General features: G+C 63.7%; 18 protein-coding genes, 2 tRNA genes and 1 riboswitch. Of the genes, 11 read left to right on the top strand and 9 right to left on the bottom strand.

Annotated features, from left to right (window positions below):
• The first annotated feature begins 3 nt into the window (after positions 1–3).
• Positions 4–1011, top strand: a complete 1008-nt coding sequence (locus tag Q7V31_RS06715; protein ID WP_304733256.1) for a nitronate monooxygenase family protein — start codon at positions 4–6, stop codon at positions 1009–1011.
• Positions 1012–1178: 167 nt separating this feature from the next.
• On the opposite strand, the gene Q7V31_RS06720 is transcribed toward Q7V31_RS06715, so the two are convergent.
• Positions 1179–2210 carry an NAD-dependent epimerase/dehydratase family protein gene (locus Q7V31_RS06720; protein WP_304733257.1) on the bottom strand — a complete coding sequence of 344 codons (1032 nt, stop codon included), beginning with the start codon at positions 2208–2210 and terminating at the stop codon, positions 1179–1181.
• 98 nt (positions 2211–2308) lie between these two features.
• Here Q7V31_RS06720 and Q7V31_RS06725 point away from each other — a divergent pair, with 98 nt between their 5' ends.
• Together Q7V31_RS06725 and Q7V31_RS06730 are read left to right on the top strand one after the other, a co-directional pair.
• The gene (locus Q7V31_RS06725; protein WP_304733258.1) at positions 2309–3226 is read left to right on the top strand and encodes a LysR family transcriptional regulator; all 918 of its coding nucleotides are present in this window, start codon (positions 2309–2311) and stop codon (positions 3224–3226) included.
• An 84-nt stretch (positions 3227–3310) separates the two neighbouring features.
• Positions 3311–4540, top strand: a complete 1230-nt coding sequence (locus Q7V31_RS06730; RefSeq protein ID WP_304733259.1) for an acyl-CoA dehydrogenase — start codon at positions 3311–3313, stop codon at positions 4538–4540.
• Here Q7V31_RS06730 and Q7V31_RS06735 read toward each other — a convergent pair.
• From Q7V31_RS06735 to Q7V31_RS06745, 3 genes are all read right to left on the bottom strand, one after another.
• Positions 4525–5094 (bottom strand): cytochrome b/b6 domain-containing protein, encoded by a 570-nt coding sequence (locus tag Q7V31_RS06735; RefSeq protein WP_304733260.1) that lies wholly within the window; start codon positions 5092–5094, stop codon positions 4525–4527. The two genes, Q7V31_RS06730 and Q7V31_RS06735, sit on opposite strands and share 16 nt — an antisense overlap.
• A 117-nt stretch (positions 5095–5211) precedes the next feature.
• Positions 5212–5823 carry a DUF882 domain-containing protein gene (locus tag Q7V31_RS06740; protein ID WP_304733261.1) on the bottom strand — a complete coding sequence of 204 codons (612 nt, stop codon included), beginning with the start codon at positions 5821–5823 and terminating at the stop codon, positions 5212–5214.
• A gap of 63 nt (positions 5824–5886) precedes the next feature.
• The gene (locus tag Q7V31_RS06745) at positions 5887–7374 is read right to left on the bottom strand and encodes a murein L,D-transpeptidase (protein WP_304733262.1); all 1488 of its coding nucleotides are present in this window, start codon (positions 7372–7374) and stop codon (positions 5887–5889) included.
• An 845-nt stretch (positions 7375–8219) separates the two neighbouring features.
• Between Q7V31_RS06745 and Q7V31_RS06750 the strand changes: the two genes are divergently transcribed.
• Complete coding sequence (locus Q7V31_RS06750; RefSeq protein ID WP_304733263.1) at positions 8220–10019, top strand: ABC transporter ATP-binding protein; 1800 nt, start codon at positions 8220–8222, stop codon at positions 10017–10019.
• Positions 10016–11905: an ABC transporter ATP-binding protein gene (locus Q7V31_RS06755; protein ID WP_304733264.1), complete on the top strand. Its 1890-nt coding sequence runs from the start codon at positions 10016–10018 to the stop codon at positions 11903–11905. The genes Q7V31_RS06750 and Q7V31_RS06755 overlap by 4 nt, the downstream gene beginning before the upstream one ends.
• 8 nt (positions 11906–11913) lie before the next feature.
• Here Q7V31_RS06755 and Q7V31_RS06760 read toward each other — a convergent pair whose 3' ends face one another.
• Positions 11914–12378, bottom strand: a complete 465-nt coding sequence (locus Q7V31_RS06760; RefSeq protein ID WP_304733265.1) for a curlin repeat-containing protein — start codon at positions 12376–12378, stop codon at positions 11914–11916.
• A 285-nt stretch (positions 12379–12663) separates the two neighbouring features.
• Between Q7V31_RS06760 and Q7V31_RS06765 the strand changes: the two genes are divergently transcribed.
• Together Q7V31_RS06765 and csgH are read left to right on the top strand one after the other, a co-directional pair.
• Complete coding sequence (locus Q7V31_RS06765) at positions 12664–13167, top strand: hypothetical protein (RefSeq protein WP_304733266.1); 504 nt, start codon at positions 12664–12666, stop codon at positions 13165–13167.
• Positions 13168–13234: 67 nt separating this feature from the next.
• A complete protein-coding gene (csgH, locus tag Q7V31_RS06770; RefSeq protein WP_304733267.1) occupies positions 13235–13618 on the top strand; it encodes a curli-like amyloid fiber formation chaperone CsgH in 384 nt (127 codons plus the stop codon).
• Positions 13619–13669: 51 nt separating this feature from the next.
• Here csgH and Q7V31_RS06775 read toward each other — a convergent pair whose 3' ends face one another.
• Complete coding sequence (locus tag Q7V31_RS06775) at positions 13670–14506, bottom strand: crotonase/enoyl-CoA hydratase family protein (RefSeq protein ID WP_304733268.1); 837 nt, start codon at positions 14504–14506, stop codon at positions 13670–13672.
• A gap of 299 nt (positions 14507–14805) precedes the next feature.
• On the opposite strand from Q7V31_RS06775, the gene Q7V31_RS06780 reads away from it, so the two are divergent.
• Entirely contained in the window at positions 14806–15234 is a 429-nt protein-coding gene (locus Q7V31_RS06780) for a hypothetical protein (RefSeq protein ID WP_304733269.1), read from the top strand.
• Positions 15235–15291: 57 nt separating this feature from the next.
• Here the strand turns inward: Q7V31_RS06780 and Q7V31_RS06785 are convergent, their stop codons facing one another.
• The 3 genes from Q7V31_RS06785 to Q7V31_RS06795 form a co-directional block, all read right to left on the bottom strand.
• Positions 15292–15588 (bottom strand): DUF1971 domain-containing protein, encoded by a 297-nt coding sequence (locus Q7V31_RS06785; protein ID WP_304733270.1) that lies wholly within the window; start codon positions 15586–15588, stop codon positions 15292–15294.
• 26 nt (positions 15589–15614) lie between these two features.
• A complete protein-coding gene (locus tag Q7V31_RS06790; protein ID WP_304733271.1) occupies positions 15615–16286 on the bottom strand; it encodes an alternative oxidase in 672 nt (223 codons plus the stop codon).
• Between the two features lie 322 nt (positions 16287–16608).
• Positions 16609–16683, bottom strand: a tRNA-Gln gene (locus Q7V31_RS06795).
• A gap of 159 nt (positions 16684–16842) precedes the next feature.
• Between Q7V31_RS06795 and Q7V31_RS06800 the strand changes: the two genes are divergently transcribed.
• From Q7V31_RS06800 to Q7V31_RS06810, 3 genes are all read left to right on the top strand, one after another.
• Positions 16843–16919, top strand: a tRNA-Pro gene (locus Q7V31_RS06800).
• A gap of 275 nt (positions 16920–17194) precedes the next feature.
• Positions 17195–17830: a glutathione S-transferase family protein gene (locus Q7V31_RS06805; RefSeq protein WP_304733272.1), complete on the top strand. Its 636-nt coding sequence runs from the start codon at positions 17195–17197 to the stop codon at positions 17828–17830.
• Positions 17831–17874: 44 nt separating this feature from the next.
• Positions 17875–18116, top strand: a riboswitch (cobalamin riboswitch).
• A 141-nt stretch (positions 18117–18257) separates the two neighbouring features.
• Positions 18258–20249 (top strand): TonB-dependent siderophore receptor, encoded by a 1992-nt coding sequence (locus Q7V31_RS06810; RefSeq protein WP_304733273.1) that lies wholly within the window; start codon positions 18258–18260, stop codon positions 20247–20249.
• Positions 20250–20305 lie beyond the last annotated feature (56 nt).

Genomic DNA, 20305 nt, shown 5'->3' on the forward strand with positions numbered 1-20305 from the left:
CCCATGGCGCTGCCCGATATCCTGAAGAACAGTCTGGAAATACCGGTGATCGGCTCGCCGCTTTTCATTGTGTCCGGCCCCGAACTCGTCATCGCGCAATGCAAGGCAGGTATTGTCGGATCCTTTCCGGCGCTGAATGCGCGGCCGGCGCATGTGCTGGAAGAATGGATCACGCGGATCAAGGGCGAGCTTGGCGAATACCAGGCCAAGCATCCGGAAAAGAAGGTCGCTCCGTTCGCCGTCAACCAGATCTGCCATGCGTCGAACGACCGGCTGCCGCACGACATCGACATCTGCACGAAACTCGAAGTGCCGATCATCATCACATCGCTCCGCCCCCCGGCAGAAGTAATCACCGCAGCGCATAGCTATGGTGGCAAGGTTTTCCATGACGTCATCAATGTGAAGCATGCGAAGAAGGCCGCCGAGCAGGGCGTCGACGGGCTGATCCTCGTTTGCGCCGGCGCCGGCGGCCATGCCGGTACGCTGTCGCCCTTCGCGCTGGTGCGCGAGGTCAAGCAGTGGTTCAAGGGTACGGTCATTCTGTCCGGCGCGCTTTCGGACGGCTGGGGCATCGCCGGTGCGCTGGCGATGGGTGCCGATCTCGCCTATCTCGGTACGCGCTTCGTTGCCACGGCAGAGGCCAACGCCGATCAGTCCTACAAGGACCATCTGGTCAAATATGCCGCCGACGACATCGTCTACACCAATCTCTTCACCGGCGTGCATGGCAACTATCTGGCGCCGTCGGTTGCCGCCGCCGGCCTCGATCCGCACAACCTGCCGGAAGCCGACAAGTCGAAGATGAATTTCGGCTCGGGCGGCAACATGAAGCAGAAAGCGTGGAAAGACATCTGGGGTTCGGGCCAGGGCATCGGCCAGATCGTCGATGCGCCGCCCGTCGCCGAACTTGTCGACCGGCTGAAGCGCGAATATGTGCAAGCCTGCCGCGAATTCGCCGAGCGGATGCCGGCGGAGGCGCTTGCCGCCTCGAAGGCGGCGGCCGAATAGTCGTTGCGGCACAAGCACTCAACGCGACGGCGGCGGGAGAAATCCCGCCGCCGTTTTCGTTTAGAGGACATAGAGCGTGGCCGTTTCGTGCAGGAAGCCGAGGAGGTAGATGCCGAGCGCAGTGGCGGCGACGGCGGTGAACATGCGTTCGATGCGATCGGTGCGGGTCATTGGATCGTTCCTTTCGTGAGGCGGGTGAGGGTGAGGCGTTCGTCTTCGGGGTACAGGTCGCCGGCACCAAGGCAGCCGAGGGCGGCGAGGCTCTGGCGGACGGCGATGTCGAGAGGCGTATGGGGTACGGTGCCGAGGAAGGTGGCGAGTTTCGCATTGTCGAGACGGACAGGTTTTTTCCAGAGGTAGCGCATTTCGCGCATCTCGCGGAACGTCTCGACGAAGGGCGACAGCAGCGTCAGCGCGAACCAGGGCAGCTTCTTGACCGGCGCGCCGGGCCGCCGCGCGGCGGCGCGGATCGCGTCGGCCATTTCGATGCCCTGTTCGAGCCAGTGGCCGCCGAAATGAAAGGTCTCGAACGGCCTGAGATCGTCGGCACGGTCAAGAAGACGCGCCGCCGCCTCGGCCATGTCCGGCAGATAGGCCCAGGCGTGACCGACCTTGTGCGGCCCCGGATAGGTGACGGCGCGGATCGGCTTGCCGGGCTTGACCAACCCTTGCGCGAACCAGTTGTTGCCGGCGTAACGGCTGCCGAAGAAGTCGCCGGCGCGCAGGATCAGCACCGGCACACCTTCGTCGGACGCAGCGCGCAGACGGCGTTCCATCTCGACGCGCAGCGCGCCTTTACGGGTTTGCGGATTTTGCGGCGATGCCTCGCCGAGCAGCGGAAAAGCATCCGGCCCGAAATTGTAGACCGTGCCCGGAAAGAGGATGCGGGCGCCATTGGCCTTTGCCGCCGCGATCGTGTTGTCGAGCATCGGCACCACGGTGCCCGCCCAGTTGCGGTAGCCGGGCGGATTGACCGCGTGAACGATCAGGTCGGCATTGACGGCCGCCGCCTTCACATCGGCGGCGTTCATGGCGTCGCCCTTCACCCAGTCGATGAACGGCATGTCGGCCAGTTGCCGCGCCGCCGCCTTCGGCTTGCGGTGCATGGCGCGTACCTGCCAGCCGTGATTGCGGAGGGCGGCGGCCATTTCGCTGCCGAAACCGCCGGTTGCGCCGATGATAAGTGCCGTCGAAGCCATGTTTCCGTCTCCAGTTCCGCGTTTCGTTGACTGGAGAATGGGATATTCATATTCGAATATGAATTGCCTAAATTCGGGGATTCTGTATACAGTTTTGTATGATAAATTCAGCGCCCGGCTGGGAACTCTATCGCTCCTTCCTTGCGGTCGTCCGGGAGGGCAGCCTCTCGGGCGGGGCGCGGCTGCTCAGCCTGACGCAACCGACCGTCGGCCGCCATATCGACGCGCTGGAGCAATCGCTCGGCACCGCCCTCTTCACCCGCTCGCAAGGTGGGCTCGCGCCGACGGAACTGGCGCTCGCGCTCGTCCCCCATGCCGAGGCCATGTCGATGGCGGCAGAGGCGCTGCAACGCGCCGCTTCCGGCGAGGCGGAGGAAGACCGCGGGACGGTACGCATCACCGCCAGCGAAATGATCGGCACCGAAGTCCTGCCGCCGATCCTCGCCCGCTTCAGCGAGGCGCATCCGCGCATCGCGGTCGAGCTGGTGCTGTCGAACCGGTCGGACGATCTCATCCGCCGCGACGCCGACATCGCCATCCGCATGATCCGGCCGACGCAGACCTCCCTTGTCGCGAAAAAATGCGGCACGATCGGGCTCGGCCTTCATGCCCACAAGAACCTGATCCAGCGTCACGGGATGCCGCAATCGGTCGAGGAACTCACGCAATTCCCGATCATCGGCTTTGATCGGGAATCCTCGATCCGGCGGTTGAAGGACCTCGGCGGCTTTCCGCTCAGCCGCGAATTGTTCGCGTTCCGCTGCGACAGCGATATCGGCCAGTTTGCCGCGCTCCGGGCCGGGGTCGGCTTCGGCATGTGCCAATATCCGCTGGCGCTGCGCTACCCCGATCTCATATCCGTGCTGCCGGGGGCGATCGAGTTCGAGCTCGATGTCTGGATCGCAATGCATGAGGATTTGAAGACCAGCCGGCGGATGCGCCTGATGTTCGACCATCTGGCCGAGGAAATGACGGCCTATACGCGCGAGGCGGGCGCGAGGCCGTCCGGGCACTAGCCCAAACAAGCGGGTGCGGGGCGCCTGCTTGCCTGCTATATCCTTCGGCAACCCGCCCTTCCCCGACGTTTCGAGGACGATCCGATGTCGAATGCCGCCGAAGCCAAGACGCCCGCGACGGGCGAAAAGCCCAATCCGCCGCTCGCCTCTTTCAACTGGCAAGACCCGCTGCTGCTCGACACGCAGCTCACCGAGGAAGAGCGGCTGGTCCGGGACAGCGCGCGGGCCTATGCGCAGGAAAAGCTGATGCCGCGCGTCAAGGAGGCGAACCGGCATGAGGTTTTCCACCGCGAGATCATGAACGAGATGGGCGCACAAGGGCTGCTCGGGCCGACGCTGCCGGAGAAATACGGCTGCGCCGGCCTCTCCTATGTCTGTTACGGGCTGGTGGCGCGCGAAATCGAACGCGTCGATAGCGGCTACCGCTCGGCGATGAGCGTGCAGTCCTCGCTCGTCATGCATCCGATCCATGCCTATGGCACCGAAGCGCAGCGCGAGAAATATCTGCCGAAGCTCGCGAGCGGCGAGTGGGTCGGCTGTTTCGGCCTGACCGAGCCCGATCACGGCTCCGATCCCGGCTCGATGAAGACGCGGGCCAAGAAGGCCGATGGCGGCTATGTCCTCAACGGCGCCAAGATGTGGATCACCAATTCGCCGATCGCCGATCTCGCGGTCGTCTGGGCCAAGACCGAGGACGATACGATCCGCGGCTTTGTCGTCGAGCGCGGCTTCAAGGGTTTCGAGACGCCGAAGATCGAAGGCAAGTTCTCGCTTCGCGCCTCGATCACCGGCGAGATTTCATTGCAGGACGTGTTCGTGCCGGAAGAAAACCTGCTGCCGAATGTGCGCGGCCTTGCCGGTCCCTTCGGCTGCCTCAACCGGGCGCGCTACGGCATCGCCTGGGGCGCGATGGGGGCGGCGGAATTCTGCTGGCACGCGGCGCGGCAATATACGCTCGACCGCAAGCAGTTCGGCCGGCCGCTGGCGGCGAACCAGCTGATCCAGAAGAAGCTCGCCGACATGCAGACCGAAATCACGCTCGGCTTGCAAGGTTGCCTGCAGCTCGGCCGCATGTTCGATGCCGGCACCGCTGCGCCCGCCTCGATCTCGCTGATGAAGCGCAACAATTGCGGCAAGGCGCTCGACATCGCCCGCGTCGCCCGCGACATGCATGGCGGCAACGGCGTCTCGGACGAGTATCACGTGATCCGCCACGCAATGAACCTCGAAGCCGTCAACACCTACGAAGGCACGCATGACGTCCATGCGCTGATCCTCGGCCGCGAACAGACGGGCATTCAGGCTTTTTTCTGAGGCGGTGCCGCGGCCGAGCCGCCATTGCGCAGGAAGAGCATGAACAGTGCCATGGGCCGTTTGAACGCAAGAAGATAGGCCACGTGCAAGATGACGAAGAGAACCAGAAGGTTCGCCGTCGTCTCGTGAATTTCTTCGAGTGCTTCGTTCTCTTTGCCGTCCCGGTCGTGCTTGCGGTCCCGGTCATCGTCGGCCAGTGCCGGACTGATGACAGTCCCGGCGGCAAAGGCGGCGACGGGTGGCGGTTCCATCACAAGACCGGTCGCCGTCACCAGCAGCAGATTGATGACGATACCTGCGAGAAGCGTCCGGCTCACCATCGGATGGTTCATGCGCCGAATTTTCGCAAGCTCCATCAGGTGCGGGAAGAGCCTCGAAATACCAAGCTGCCTCGAACCGACGGCCGCCCAGAGAATCCGACAGAGGATGACGATGGCAACGGCGTAGCCAAGCCAGACATGCAGGCCTTCAAGTTCGTCGCCTGTGAGATAGGCCGCGGTGACAAGCAGAGCCAGCACCGCATGATAAATCCGGATTTTATGAAACACCGACATTTGAAACCAACCATATTCGGGACCGCCCCGGATATGGTCATGTCGCATGAGCCACGGCCAGACTGCATCTTGTCGCATCGGCAGTGCTACTCATTCGCATAGTCATGCGCGATGCGTTCAGGCGCGTGTGCTGCCCCACTGGCGCACCGGGCCGACATCGACATGAAGAAAATCCGAGCGCGGATAATCGCCGACGCCGCCGAATCCGATATTGACCGCCACCTTCCGCAGACGCGGCAGATCGCGGCCCGGCAGGCGGATATCCACCGCCATGCCGCGCATGTGATAGCTCTTCCTGGCGACGCCCGCATTGTTCTCGCGCATCTGCGCGTTGGTTGCCGGCGAGCGGTAGCCCGAAATGATGTGAAAGTCCTCGCCTGAATCGAGCTTCAGCCGCATCGCATGAAGCGCGTCGAGAAGGGCCGGATCGATCTCGTGCCGCTCATCCGAACGGTGATCGCGCATCAGATGCGCGATTTCCTTCAGCGCCTCTGGCTCGTATCGGCCCTCGGCCCAGTAGACCCGTTTCAGCTTTTCGCCCGTATGTGTGTTGAGCAGGCGCAGCTCGCGGGCCGCAACCGAAGGCGTCGCGCCCGTTGCCACGGCCGCGTGGTCGCCCGGGCGCAGCAGCGGCAGGCGCGCCGATGCGAGTGCCGATTGCGCCAATGCACAGGAGGCGGCAGCAGCGCCGAGTCCGATCAGGCCGCGCCGCGTCATTCGAGATACCATAATTCTCCCCTCGATCACTGTAGATTTGGCGGTCATTCTGCCGCCCGGGCGGCCAAGGTCAAGCTATTGATTCTCAAGGGTAATTATGGAAAACGTCGGTTGCGCGCCGCAACCTTGGGCGGCTTGCGGCGCCAGCGGCGGCAACGCGATGCCGTCGAGTGCGGCGCTGAAGGCGGCATCGCGCCCGTAAATGTCGTCGCGGAACCGGACCGATCCGTCGGCATCGACAAAGGCGGTCCAGTAGGCGAGGACGACCGGGAGCGGCGGATCGACACGCACGGCGACTGTCGCCCCGGCCCGGATCAGGTCCTCGATCCGCGCGCGCGACCAACCCGACGGCGCCAGCAAGTGGACGGCGAGTTCCATCGGCTTTTCGACGCGAATGCAGCCATTGCTGCGGTACCGGTCGTCGCTGGCGAACAGCGCCGGCGCATTGGTGTCGTGCAGAAAGACCGCAAAGGGGCTCGGCAGATCGAATTTGATCCGGCCCAGCGCATTTTTCGGCCCCGGCTTTTGCACCAGCTGGCCGCCCTGCCAGCTCATGTCGTGCTTCTGCAGATAGTCGGGATCGCGCGCGATCGCCGGCGCGATGTCGCGGCGGTAAATCGAAAAAGGCACGACCCAGGGCGGATTGACCACAATGCGCTGGATGGCGCTTGCCAGCATCGGTGTCGGCGTCGCTTTCTTGCCGACGACCGCCCTCATGCGAAAGACGATCTCGCCGTCCCGCATGACGACGGCTTCGGCGGCCGGCACGTTGACCTCGATCCGCGTCGGCGGCGTCGCATGCGCCATGAAGCGCCAGCGCTCCATGTTGAGCGCAATCTGGGCGATCCGCTGCGCCACCGGCACGTTGAGCGCGGCCAGCGTATCGCGGCCGACAACGCCGTCGACCGCAAGACCGTGGCGCGCCTGAAAGCGGCGCACGGCCTCGACCATTGCCGCGTCATAGACGTCGCCCGCCGCCGCATGTTCAAGATCGCCGGTGCATTGCAGGCGCATGCCGAGTTGCGGCACGAAGGCGCCCGTCTCGTCCGGTTTCAGGGATCGCTTGTCCGGCGGCAGCCGAAGAACCGGCCAGCCGCCGCGCCTTTCGATGTCGCGATACTGGGCCAGCGCCTGCTTCAATCGCAGATATTCGGGCGCCGCTGGCGGCAGATTGTCCAGCCAGTGCGCAAGATGGCCGCCTTTCAGTGTAGCCGCGAGTTCGGCTGCAGCACCGACATTCCAGCGATGAATGGCCACATCGCCGTGCAGCGTCGCCAGATCGATGCGCCCCCGCCGCATGACCTCGGCATAGCGCAAGGCCGCCGACGTCAGCAGCAGGTCGCGTTGTGCCGCGGCCGTCGGCCGCTGCAGGTTCCGCCCGATTTCATCGGCGTCAAAAAGCGAAGGCGGCAATCCATGCGCGTCGGCGCGCGCCAGCACCGCATGGAGCGTCATGGCCGCATCCTCCGGCCAGGCGCAGCTGCCACCCAGGAGATCATAGAATGCGGCAACGCTTGCCGGCCAAGCGCCCTGTACAATCTCGATCTGCAACTGTTCCGGCATGCATCGGGCCTCGGCTGCAGTACCGGGCAAGACCATAGACACAAACGCAAGCACAACAGCCGCCAGCCTACACCGCGCCTGCCTCGATCCGGTTTTACGCTCTGTCACTCTGCCTCTTCCGCTCCGCTGCAGCCGCAGCGCCTCGACCGATCCTTCAAATCAATCTAGCGCCGGGTGTATCCGAATGCGAGGGAAACACCGGAACCGCAGACTTCTGCGTGTCAGGCCGCAGGGAGCCTGAGCACCGCATACCAGGCATAACCGCGATAGAGACGGCGGAATTCGAGATCGGCATTGAGCTTTTCGGCGAGCACGCGCAGAGCCATGTCGAGCTCCTTGCGCGGCGCGACGCGCGCTCGCCAGCATTTCGCGCGATATGTCGATACCGGAAAATTCGGCCTGGCCGTGAAGTCGCGCGCGGTAAATACCCGTGAGGCCTCGGCGCGGTAGTCCCAGCGGGCAAGGATGGTATCGTCGACGCGGCCCGGCAGCAGGCTCGGCGGCGGTGCACGCCGCGCCGGACGGCCGCGTGGTTGACGAATTCGGCATCGGCTGGGATCGCGGTCTCGGACAAGGGGCCTCTCCTGAAATAAAATCGGTGGCGCAACGCCGGCATGGACCGGACCGTATGCCCGCCGATAGCGCTTTCGGGTGACAGTGTCGTGACGGTTGGACGACAAGCCCGCTTCCGAATCGGTTTGCGAGGCGTATAGTCGAGGGCGAAGACGACAACTCCAGAAAGCATCGCCTCCCGTCCCTCCCGGATTGTGCCGGGAATTCAGGGTTCGGCGGCCCCCGTTTCAGCCGGCGCGGCCCGCTCGCGCCAAAGCCCCGGACGTTCGCCCGTGGAATCGCCGCGCAAGCCCCCGGAACGCAGCCCCTTGTGGCGGCTCGTGCCCCTGGTCCAGCAGCACAAGCTGCGCTTCTGGGGCGGCATGTCGCTGATCAATTTCGGGCGCCTGCTCGAAGCCTTCATGCCGCTTTATCTCAAAATGGGCATCGATCGCATCGCGGCGGGCGACATGCGCCTCGCGCTACCGGCCCTTGCGATTCTCGGCTTGATGGTGCTGCGCTATGCGGCCTTCAATTTCGGACGGCGCTATGTGCGCGAGGTCGGCGTCGAGATCGCCTTCGATCTGCGCCAGCGGCTCTACTGGCATCTCGAGCGGATGGGACCGCGCTTCTTCTCGCAATTCCCGACCGGCGATCTGATGGCGCGCGCGATCAACGACATCGCGCTGATCCGGCAGTTGATCGGCATGGGCACGCGCCTGCTTTTTGTACTCGGCTTTTCGGGCCTCATCGCCTTCATCTTCATGTTCCATCAGTCGGCCTCGCTGACGCTGCTGCTGCTGCCGGCGCTGCCGGTCTTCGCCGTCATCGGCTGGATGCTGGCCCGTCAGATATTCAGTCAGTCGACGCTGGTGCAGGAAGGCTTCTCGACGCTGTCGGCGCAGGTGCAGGAAAACCTCAACGGCATCCGCACCATCCAGACGCATGCCCAGGAGACCCGCGAGATCGACCGTTTCGAGGCGACGTCGGACGCTTATGCGCGCGACTACTACAGACTGATGTTTCTCAACTCCGGCCTCACTTCGGCCATGCTGATTGCGACCGGCTTCACCACGCTGCTGGTGGTCGGCTATGGCGGTTTCCAGGTCATCGAGGGCACGATCACACTCGGCACCTTCACGGCATTCATCTTCTATCTCAACATGATGCTGGCGCCGATCAAGGAAGGCGGCGTGATGGTGACGCTGTTCCAGCGCGGCGGCTCGGCGGCGGCGCGGATTTTCGAGATTCTCGACCGCGAACCCGAAATCCGCGATGCGCCGGAAGCGGCGCCGCTCGACGAGATCGGCGGCGCGATCACGTTGCATCATCTCTCCTATGTGCATCCGGCGCGTTCTGGCGACGGCTGGCCGGCGCTCAAGGACGTCTCGCTCGACATCGGCAAAGGCGAGATGATCGCGGTGCTCGGCCGTGTCGGCTCGGGCAAGTCGACGCTGCTGCGCCTGATCGTGCGCCTGCTCGATCCGCCGCCGGGTTCGGTTTATCTCGACGGCCGCGACATCCGCATGCTGCCGCTGGCGCAGGTGCGCGGGCAGATCGCCATGGTGCCGCAGGACCCGTTTCTCTTCGCCACGCATATCGCGCAGAACATTTCCTACGACAATCCGGCGCGCGAGGTCGACGAGGTCTGGCGCGCGGCCGAGAGCGCCGATCTCGAAACGACGATCCGGCGTTTCCCGGACCGGCTCGAAACCATGGTCGGCGAGCGCGGCGTCACCTTGTCGGGCGGCCAGAAGCAGCGCGCCAGCCTGGCCCGCGGGCTGATCCGCGAGACGCCGGTGCTGCTGCTCGACGATTGTTTTTCCTCGGTCGACACCGAGACCGAGGAGCTGATCCTTTCGCGCCTCAAGTCGCTCAGAAAGGGCCGCACGACCATCATGGTCTCGCATCGCGTTTCGACCGCGCGCCATGCCGACCGCATCGTGGTGCTCGACGAAGGCCGCGTGGCCGAAGTCGGCACTCATGCCGAACTTCTGGCGAAGGACGGGCTCTACGCGGCGCTCGAACGGCAACAGGGGCGGCGCGAGGAACTGGCGCAGAGCCTCGACAGCCTGACGGGGAGCGGGACATGAGCGAAACGCCGCACCCCGAAAGCCGATCGCGCGACTACACCGTCTTCGATGACGAGATGGAGACGCGCGGCTTCGACTTCCGGCTTGTCGGCCGGCTGATGCACTGGCTCAGGCCCTATCGCCGGCAGGGCTATATCGCGCTTCTGTTCGTGCTGCTGGCGGCAAGCGCCGCGGTTCTGGCGCCTGTCGTCGTCAGCCGCGTCGTCGTCGACGGCATCCTGCTGCCGACGACCGACGAAGGCGCGCCCGATTTCGGTCAGAAGGCGCTCAACGCCCTTCTGGCCGATCTTTTCACGCTGCACCCGATCGTCGCGGCCTGCATTCTCTACGGGCTCTGGACGCTGCTCTGGGCGGCATTCGGCCATGGTTTCCGGGTGATGCTGGCGCGCACCGTGCTCAACGGCTTGCGCGACTTGCGGCGCGACCTCTTTGCCCATCTCGAACGGCTGCCGTCGAGCTTCTACGACCGGGTCGCGGTCGGCCGCGTGATGACGCGGCTGACCAACGACATCGAGACGCTGTTCGAGCTGCTGGCCGGCTTTGGCGTCCTGCTCGGCGAATTCGTGCCCTTCTTCGTCGCCGTGTCGATCATGCTGGCGCTCAACCCGACGCTGACGATGGAGCTGATGCTGCTCTTGCCGGTGGCGGCGCTGGCGACGTGGATTTTCCGCATGGCCTCGCGCCAGGTCTATCGCGGCATCCGTTCCTCGATGTCGCGGCTCAACGAAAACCTGCAGGAAAATCTCTCCGGCATCGAGGTCGTTCAGCTTTATGGCCGCGAGCAGATCAATTTCGAGCGTTACAGCAGCATCAACCGCGAGAATTGCGACCAGGAAAACCGCGCCATCCGTATCGAGAGCTATTACGGACCGGCGATGGACAGCATGGCCTTCCTCGCCATGGCGGCGATCATCTGGTTCGGCGGCAATCACGTCTTCGAAATGACGGCAACGCTGGGCAGCGTCATTCTGTTCGCGCAATTCGCCGACATGATGTTCCGCCCGATCGTGGCGATGGGCGAGCAATGGAACGTCGTTTTCCGCGCCATGGCGAGCTGCGAGCGCATTTTCCAGGCGCTCGACTGGGACGAGGCGCTGAAGGAGCCGGCGGCGCCGAAGCCCCTGCCGCAAGATCTCAAGGGCCATGTCCGTTTCAACCACCTGACCTTCGGCTACCGGCCCGGCCTGACGATCCTCAACGATGTGACCTTCGACATCGCGCCGGGCGAGCGCATCGCCATTGTCGGGCCGACCGGCTCGGGCAAGACCAGCCTCATTCGCCTGCTCTGCCGTTTCTACGACGTGCCGGCAAATTCGATCCTGATCGATGGCATCGACATCATGGATGTGGCGCCGTCTGAAATCCGCCGGCGTGTCGGCGTGGTGCTGCAGGATTTCCATATTTTCTCAGGGTCGGTCTACGACAATATCGCGCTCGGCAATCCGGCGATCACGCGCGAGGCGGCGCGGGCGGCGGCGCGGCTTGTTCATGCCGATCCCTTCATCCGCATGTTGCCGCAGGGCTACGATACGATGCTGACCGAGCGCGGGCGCAATCTCAGCCACGGCCAGCGTCAGCTTCTCGCATTCGCGCGCGTGTTGGCGATGAACCCCGAAGTGCTGATCCTCGACGAGGCGACCGCCAGCATCGATACCGAAACCGAATTGCTGATCCAGGACGCACTGTCGAAGGTCACAACCGGCCGGACGTCGATCATCATCGCCCACCGGCTGCAGACGATCCGCGAAGCCGATCGCATTGTCGTGTTGACGGAGGGCCGGATACGCGAGATCGGCACGCATGAGGAACTGCTGGCCGAAGGCGGCGTCTACAAGACGCTCTACGAACTGCAGGTGCAGGACGCAACAGGCGCAAGCGGCCGCTGAGCGTCGCCTCAGCAGCGCTGGTCGATCACGACGATGTTCTTGTGCCCGGTTTGCGTTGCAAACGCCGCATGGTTGTTGCCGGTCTGCTTGACGAGCGCGACGTTCTTCGATCCGGCCTGAGACAGCCCGGCAAGGTTGTTTGTGCCCTTCTGCTCAACGACGACGCCGTTGCCGGAGCCGGCCTGATTGACCGCAACGTTGTTGCCCGCCGCTCCGCCGCCGCACGCGCGCGCCGCGAACGATGTTGCGCGGGGCCCCGGCGGGTTGTTGGCGAGCCGGGTCACCGTGCTCGCATAAAGCCTCGGTTTGATCTGCCGCGTCAGCACCTTTGTTTGACCGCCGGCTTGCTGAACGACCGTGACGTTGAAGTTTCCGTCCTGATTGACGGCGGCAAGGCTTCCGGCCGACGCCGGCGGCGCCGACAGCGACAGGACCATGCCTGCAACGGACAAGATGAGCGGCAAGCGTTTCATTTTTCTCTCCTGCTGTAGTCCGGCGCGACGAGGCGCCTGCGAATAACCATCCCGGCATTTCTAGACGCGCGACCATGATTGCTCGCTGACATTGCCGTTCATGCCGCGTTCAGCCTTGGCGGTGCATACGCGCGCGCGTTCGTTGATTCACAAGGCATGGCCGCGCTGCATCGCCGGTGAACGGAGAATGAATGCCGACTTCAGGCACCGCTCAGGAACACCCCGCTAAAAAGGCATCGTCAGCAAACGGCCTCATCGCAGGTCACCCAGAGCAGGAGATGCAAAATGAAGAAGTTTCTACTGGCCAGTGCCGCCCTCACCGCCCTGATCGCCGCGAGCGCCACCGGCGCCAGCGCCGGCAACAGTGCCGCAGTCTATCAGAAGGGCTGGAACAACACCGGCGTCTACACGCAGAACGGTTACGGCAACAGGGGCACGCTCGATACGAAGGGCAATGCCAACTACTCCAAGGCCGTGCAGAGCGGGCAGTGGAACTACCTCTACCAGCAGCAGCTCGGCAACCGGAATTCGGCGCTCACCGATCAGTATGGCAAGGGCAACTACGCCGTGACTGGCCAGGAAGGCCGCAACAACGATGCCGTGACCATTCAGACGGGCCGCAACAACACCTCGGGCATCGCCCAGATCGGCAACAACCACACGGCGACGACCGATCAGCTCGGCACCAACAACACGGCGGCCACGATCCAGGTCGGCAATGGCCAGACGGCCAAGACGGTCCAGACCGGTCACGGCAACACGACAGTCGTCATTCAGGGCGGCTACTGAACCGGGACCTGTGCCGGAGGCGGCCGCAAGCTGCCTCCGGCGCCGCCCCTCAACAGGGAGAACGACCATGTCGAAATTCTGGATGTCTCTCGCTTTCGTGCCGCTCGCCTTTGGTGGCGCCGCGGCGGCTTCCGTCGCACCGGCGAATGCGGCCGCGGCCGTCGAGTGCGAAATCCACGCGACAGCGGTTTCCGGCGGCTTGCGCCTCGAAAGCGTCGTCTACGGGATGCCCGGGTCTTCGGGTGCCTATCAACTGACGCTGGCGCGTTCGGGCGCCGGCGGCAGCTCGAATGTGTCGCAGGGCGGCGATTTCGAAATCGACGGCAGCGGCCAGGCCGTCGTGTCGGTCACCGAGTTCAATCGCAGCCATCGCGACAACTACAATGTCGAGATGACGGTCGAGGACTTCTCCGGCGTTTCGTACTGCCACCAGGGCACATTGGCGCGCTGACGACCGCGTCCGTCCGGCCGGCGAAAAAATGGCCGGCCGGCGGGACGGCCGTCAGATCGCGTCCCGCACCGGCAACAGATCGTCAAACGCCGGCTCGCGCTTCTCGGCCTTCGCGGTGAAGCTTTCCGTCATGTCGGCCGGCTGGAACATGCCGGTCTGCCAGACGGCGATATGCTTCAACCCGTCGGCGATCGAGTGGTCGCGGGCATAGTTGATCATCTCCTTGGAGCCATGGACGGCGAGCGGCGAGCGGGCCGCGATATCGCGCGCAATGCCCATGACCGCCTCCATCATCTCCGCCTGGGTGTCGAAGACCGCATTCACAAGACCGCAGGATTTCGCTTCATCGGCGAACAGGCGGCGGCCGGTATAGGCAAGTTCGCGCACCAGCCCCTGCGGCATCAGATGCGGCAGACGCGGGAAGGTGCCGACATCGGAGGTCATGCCGATATTGATCTCATGAATGCAGAAGAAGGCATCCGTCGAGCAATATCGCAAGTCGCAGGCGGAGGCGAAATCGACGCCGCCGACGATACAGCCGCCCTGCACGGCCATCAACACCGGCATGCGCGCCTCGTCGAGGCAACCGAAAGTCTGTTGCAGTTTCAGCACCGTCTGCATCAGATTGGCGCGCAGGCGGCCGGTCTCCTGACCTGCGGTGTCCGGTCCGGAGGTGAAGACCGAGAGGTCCATGCCGGCCGTGAAATGCTTGCCGGTCGACGAGATGACGATGACGCGGGCCAGCGCGCCCTGATCGATCTCGCGGACGATTTCCGGCAGCTCGCGCCAGAATTCGCGATTCATCGCATTCATCTTCTCGGGGCGGCTCAGAACGATGTGGGCAATCTTGTTTTCGATGCTGACATCGAAACAGGTGTAGGTCTTCATCGGGTGTCCTCCGCTACGGCTTCGTCTTTCCGCGGACCATAACACGGCGCCGGCGCCGGCCATCGCGGCCGGCCCAGGACTGCCCGTCCCCGAGGCCGCGAAAAAGCGGGGATAAGTTTTTTGTCGGCCCGCCCGGACTTGAAGTTTGACAGTTTTATGACAGTTTTGTGACAGAGGGGGGGGTAAGTGCTCTCCCGTCGCTGTCGGCGCGGCGCGTCTGGCCAAAGAAGTTGTCGCAAAAAACCTGGCAGCGTAGGGTGTTCAGCCGCCGCTCCCGCCACCAAAACCCCCAAGGAATCATGGCCCTAGTCCCCTTTGCGCTTCCTGCAACGCTCGAACCCGACCTCGCCGCCGTACACGCCTATTGGCGGGGACTGATCCGGGGCGAGGCGAGCGACATGCCCTACTGGGACGACGTCAAGCTTTCGGACCTGCCGGCGCTCGCCGATCGCCTTACGCTCGCAACAGCTTTTGCCAAGCCGGAGCGATTTCGCTTCGAGATTGTCGGCAAGGAAATTTCCGCTCGCTACGGCAAGGATTTCGCCGGTCGTTTTGCCGATGAGATCGACATCAATGCGCCGCTCGATTTTTTCCGCAGTCAGGCAAGTGTGACCGTCGAGAGCGGCGCGCCGACCTATTTCCGGGCGAGCGACTATGCGCGCCTTCTTCTTCCCCTCTGGGGCGACGGCCATATCAGCATGGTGCTGGCTGCCGTCGTTCGGCTCTAGCGCCAACGCGACGCCCGGCAGGAGGCGTTCGACCGGTGCCGAGACTGCGTCCGATCGTCATTCCGGCAGCACCTGACCTGCATGAGGGGCGCCTTCGAGCGGTTTTGCTGCATGGAACTCCACAAAGAGCCGCACGGGCCCCAACGGTTGCACGTCATGCGGCTGTTCGGGCCAGACCACGCCGGGCATCGCCGGCGTCAGCACCTGCTCTTCGGATGTATCGAGACAGCGGTACAGCAAGCGGCCTTCCAGCACATGAATGAGCGCCCATACGCCGGCCTTCGTGCGGTGCTCGCGGCGAAGCCCGGCCGGCAGACTGTCCTGATCGAAGACCGGCGTCCGCTTGTAGGCCACGAGCCCATCCGGCAATTTTCCCGGCACTAGACGGGCTTCCGAATGCCGGTGCGGTCTGCCTGCTTCGATTTGCGATGGCCGGCCAACTCGTCGGCAAAGCCGTGATTGACGTCGCGATGGTTTGCCTCGTCGGCGCGCACGGCGATCACCACATCCCGGAGCCGGGCGTCGTCCGGCAGATGCCAGTAGCGAATTGCGATTGCAGGCGCCGGCACGTCTGCATGCCGTCCGGCTTCGATCTCGGCGAGATACTGGGTGTAGCTGATGATCGCCTCTTCCTCGAAATATCCGACGACCCGGTGAGCGGTTTTCGGCGAAATCAGATAGAGCAGAAAGAAGGCATTGTAGAAAATTCCCTGCACGATCATGACGAGCAGGCGTTCGAAAGCATTGGGTTTTGCGATCTCGATAAAGGTCATCAGATGCATGCGCTCGTTCTCGGCTTCATCGAGCAATGTGCGGATCCAGCCCTCGTCGTCGCACATCCGTCGCAGGCTTCTGAGGTGGATGAGCGTTGCGCCCACCATGCCCGGCACGGCCGCCACCGTCTCGAGAACGATGGCCCGGTGGCCGTAGCGCTTGGCGAAGAATGTATCGGCGAAAAAGCGCAGCAGTTTGACGAAGCCGAGAGCGATGCGGTCCGACGGACCGCGCGCTTCGTGGTGCATATTCAGGTCAACAGTGCCGTGGTCTGACATGGAGCCATCCTTTCTGTCGACGAAGCGAACACAACCACCGCTCCGCCGCAGTTACAGATACGCGGACCTTTCTGCCTGCACATGCCAACTCACCTGCATCAGGCGAGCGACAGGCAACGTCGAAATAGATGTAGGCCGCAATAATATGTATTTCAAATACATATTTTGTGGGGCGACAATGCGCCTCACATCGCTCACGGGACGTGGCTTGCCGGTTCTGAAGCGGTACCGATTGCCGGCCCTGTGCGCGAGATCGTGAAGCGGCCGTGCCGGAGCCGCGCATATGCAGGCGGGGAACAATAGATGGAGAATTCGGGTTGTCTGGCTGGGGCGGGAGGACTCGAACCTCCGAATGGCGGAATCAAAATCCGCTGCCTTACCACTTGGCTACGCCCCAGCAGGCTCGGGAAGCCTACAGGGTTGGCCTCGCGCAATGTGGCGGAACATACCGGCATCGGCGGGGCCCCGCAACCGGCGCGCCGGGGCCCGGTTGCGGCCGGGAATCGCCCTTGCGGGGCCCGGTTTTGGCGGCTATAACGCCGCCTCGAATTGGAAACGGAGTGTGGCGCAGCCTGGTAGCGCACCTCGTTCGGGACGAGGGGGTCGGAGGTTCGAATCCTCTCACTCCGACCAATGCGAAAAGATGACAGCTCCCTGTGGCCTGCGCCGGGCCGGGAGTCGTGTCTTTTTCAGACCTGCCGCGCGCGAAAATGCAGCTGAGACTGTCGGCCGTCACCTTCAGACGAGAGAGCCGACATCGTTTCATGGCGAGACATTCCCTGTTTCAGATGCTTACTATGCGGCTCCGGTTTTCGCTGTCGCGAGCGCGGGGAAGGTTGCCGGCAATAGACAATCCGCACCCGGAGACGCGAAAACCACCGCAACAAGGCTTCTATTGAGGAAACGACATGTCCGTGGTCCTTTACGACTTCACCCTCGCACCGAGCCCGCGCCGCGCGCGCATTCTTCTCGCCGAGAAGGACATCGCGCATGAGACCGTGCAGATCGACCTGATGAAGGCCGAGCAGCTTGGCGACGCCTACAGGGCGATCAATCCATCCTGCACGGTGCCGGCGCTGAAGCTCGAAAGCGGAACCGTGCTGACCGAGAATATCGGCATCGCGGCCTGGGCCGATGCGGTGAAGCCCGAGCCGGCACTGCTCGGCTCGACGCCCGAGGAAAAGGGCCTCGTGCTGTCGTGGAACGCGCGCATCGAATTCGAAGGCTTCATGCCGATCGCCGAGGTGCTGCGCAACACATCGAAGGGCATGGTCGGCCGCGCCCTGCCCGGCCCGCTCGACCTGCCGCAAATCCCCGAACTTGCAGAACGCGGCGCGCTGCGCCTGACGCGCTTCTTCGACATGCTGAACGCGCGTCTCAAGGGCCGCGACTTCATCGCCATCGACCGCTATTCCTTCGCCGACATCACGGCGCTGGTCTGCGTCGATTTCGCCAAATGGGTCAAACACGAACCGAAGCCGGAACATGCCGATCTGTTGCGCTGGCATGCCGCAGCGTCGGCGCGGCCCAGCGCCAAGGCTTGAGCCCATGCTGAAACGGCCGGTTTGACTTCACTCTTTCCCGTCTTATGATGCGCCCGCTCGATGGTTCCGAGCGTTCGTCCTTTGTGGCGGATGCGAGGAGGCAAGAGGGAACAGGGTGAGGCTTCGCCTGAAGCCGATGCCTTGGCTGCCCCCGCAACTGTAAGCGGCGAGGCCGCGTTCCACCTATGTCACTGGCGCAGCGCTCTTTCGGGAGTGACGGCCGGGAAGACGGAACGAGGCCGACGACCCGCGAGCCAGGAGACCTGCCACCGGGTTCGTCATCTGCCGAGGGCCGGGGTGCGCCAGCGGGACGGTTGTGTCCTGCCGCATCCTCGCTTGCGTCCGGACTTTTCCGTTTCCTGTTTCTCCCCTTCTCCCGGCGCCATGCGGCCGGGGTTGGCCGCGCCAGAGACAGGGCACTCATCCAATGAAACTCGCAAGCCGGGCGGCGATAGCCGCTCTCGTTCTACCGGTTTTCGCTGCAAGCGCGGCGCATGCCGACGACACGCCCGTTGCACCCGAAGTGCTGGTGACAGCCGGCGTCGAACCGCTGCCGACCAAGCAGGTTGCAAGTTCCTTCACGATCATCACGGCGGCGGACATCGAGACCTTTCAGTATCGCGACGTCGTCGATGCGTTGAAATCCGTTCCGGGCCTGCATGTCGTGCAGTCCGGTTCGCGCGGTTCACAGACGTCGATCTTCACGCGCGGCGCCAGCTCCAACCAGACGCTGGTGATGGTCAACGGGCTGCCGGTCAACGATCCGGCTTCGCCGGGCGGAGCCGCCAATCTCGCCAATATCCCGCTCGACAATGTCGAGCGCATCGAAGTGGTGCGCGGGCCGCAATCGGCGCTTTACGGCAGCCAGGCGATGGGCGGCGTCGTCAACATCATCACCAGGACGGGCGGCGAAAAGCCGGTCACGACGTTGCGCGTCGAAGGCGGAACGCTCGGGACGCTCAACACACATGCGAGCACCGGCGGCGCTACCGGCAATGTCGACTATTTCCTCTCGCTCTCGCGCGAAGCAACCAACGGTTCGGACGTGACGCCCGCCCGCCTTCGCGACGCGCGCGGCAAGGAGAAGGACGGCAACGAAGTCGTTTCGGCTTCCGGCCGCATCGGCGCAAAGCTCAACGAACATCTCAGCGTCTCTGCCTTCGTCCAGTACACGGATTCCGACACCGATATCGACGATGACGGCGCGACGGCAGGCTTCGTGCCTGTGTTCCAGAATTTCGACAGCACCTACCGATCGAAGCGGCTGCTCGTTTCGGGCGACGTCGCCGGCAGCTTCCTCGACAACAAATGGCGCCCCAAATTCTCGGTCGGTGTGACACAGTACAAGTCGCAACTCGACGACAACCCCGATCCCGGCGGATCGATCTATCTCGCCGATGTCGAATACAAAGGGCAGACGGTCGTCGCGCGCTTCGAGAACGCGCTCGACATTCACCCGCAGCACCTTCTGACATTCGGCGGCAGCTATATGCGGGACGACTATTCGTCGAATGGATTGCGCGACTTCGGCGGTTTCGTCGTCACATCGACGTCGGATGCCGATGCCGACGCCTTTGCAGTCTATGCGGCCGATCACATGAATTTCGGCGAGCGCTTCTTCGCCACGGTCAGCCTGCATCACGACATGCCGGACGATTTGAAGAACCACACCTCGTACACTGTCGCGCCGGGCTACTATCATCCGGAAACGGATACGCGCCTGACTGCGAGCTACGGCACCGGCTTCAAGACGCCGTCTCTCTATCAGCGCTACGGCAACGAGTTCAGCGCCTTTCTCGGCTTCCCTGCCGGGCAGTATACCGGCAACCCGAACCTCAAGCCCGAGACGAGCCGGGGCTGGGAAGTCGGGATCGAACAGGGACTTGCCGGCGGCAAGGCGCGCGCCGGCGCGACCTGGTTTGAAAGCCGGGTCAAGGACGCCATCGAAATCATCTTCGATCCGTTCACGGGCGATTCCACCGCCGCCAATCTCCGGCGTTTCGACGTCAAGGGGTTCGAAAGCTTCATCGAGATAACGCCGATCGAGCGGCTCACCGCGCGCATCGACTACACATGGATGTCGCTCGACACCAACACGGCGGCGGTCGTCGGCGCGCTCACCCGCCGGCCCCGCCACGAGATCGGCTTCACCGCGAGCTGGCAGCCCCGGGATGGCACGGTTTTCGCGACCAATGTGCAATGGGTCGACCCCGACCGCGACATTCCGCGCGACGGCTTCGGCTTCTATGTCTACCCCGCGTCCTACACAATCGTGAACGTCGCGGCCTCGCATCGGTTGACGGAGAGCATCCAGTTGACGGCGCGGATCAACAACCTGCTCGACAAGACCTATGAACCGGCGCACGGCCTCGAAGCACCGGGTATCGAGGCGCTTGCCGGCATCGCGTTCTCGTTCTGAACGGCGCACAAACGGGAAAGGCGCGGGAGATATCCCGCGCCTTTTTCATTCGATAA

The organism is Parvibaculum sp., from assembly GCF_030651915.1.
In the GTDB taxonomy this organism is placed as follows: Bacteria; Pseudomonadota; Alphaproteobacteria; order Parvibaculales; family Parvibaculaceae; genus Parvibaculum.

Coding starts and splice junctions, on each gene's coding strand:
- Q7V31_RS06745 (WP_304733262.1), bottom strand. CDS start 7,374: ATGCCGGAACAGTTGCAGATCGAGATTGTACAGGGCGCTTGGCCGGCA.
- Q7V31_RS06810 (WP_304733273.1), top strand. CDS start 18,258: ATGAAACTCGCAAGCCGGGCGGCGATAGCCGCTCTCGTTCTACCGGTT.
- Q7V31_RS06725 (WP_304733258.1), top strand. CDS start 2,309: ATGATAAATTCAGCGCCCGGCTGGGAACTCTATCGCTCCTTCCTTGCG.
- Q7V31_RS06735 (WP_304733260.1), bottom strand. CDS start 5,094: ATGTCGGTGTTTCATAAAATCCGGATTTATCATGCGGTGCTGGCTCTG.
- Q7V31_RS06755 (WP_304733264.1), top strand. CDS start 10,016: ATGAGCGAAACGCCGCACCCCGAAAGCCGATCGCGCGACTACACCGTC.
- Q7V31_RS06790 (WP_304733271.1), bottom strand. CDS start 16,286: ATGTCAGACCACGGCACTGTTGACCTGAATATGCACCACGAAGCGCGC.
- Q7V31_RS06715 (WP_304733256.1), top strand. CDS start 4: ATGGCGCTGCCCGATATCCTGAAGAACAGTCTGGAAATACCGGTGATC.
- Q7V31_RS06805 (WP_304733272.1), top strand. CDS start 17,195: ATGTCCGTGGTCCTTTACGACTTCACCCTCGCACCGAGCCCGCGCCGC.
- Q7V31_RS06760 (WP_304733265.1), bottom strand. CDS start 12,378: ATGAAACGCTTGCCGCTCATCTTGTCCGTTGCAGGCATGGTCCTGTCG.
- csgH (WP_304733267.1), top strand. CDS start 13,235: ATGTCGAAATTCTGGATGTCTCTCGCTTTCGTGCCGCTCGCCTTTGGT.
- Q7V31_RS06730 (WP_304733259.1), top strand. CDS start 3,311: ATGTCGAATGCCGCCGAAGCCAAGACGCCCGCGACGGGCGAAAAGCCC.
- Q7V31_RS06740 (WP_304733261.1), bottom strand. CDS start 5,823: ATGGTATCTCGAATGACGCGGCGCGGCCTGATCGGACTCGGCGCTGCT.
- Q7V31_RS06780 (WP_304733269.1), top strand. CDS start 14,806: ATGGCCCTAGTCCCCTTTGCGCTTCCTGCAACGCTCGAACCCGACCTC.
- Q7V31_RS06765 (WP_304733266.1), top strand. CDS start 12,664: ATGAAGAAGTTTCTACTGGCCAGTGCCGCCCTCACCGCCCTGATCGCC.
- Q7V31_RS06720 (WP_304733257.1), bottom strand. CDS start 2,210: ATGGCTTCGACGGCACTTATCATCGGCGCAACCGGCGGTTTCGGCAGC.
- Q7V31_RS06775 (WP_304733268.1), bottom strand. CDS start 14,506: ATGAAGACCTACACCTGTTTCGATGTCAGCATCGAAAACAAGATTGCC.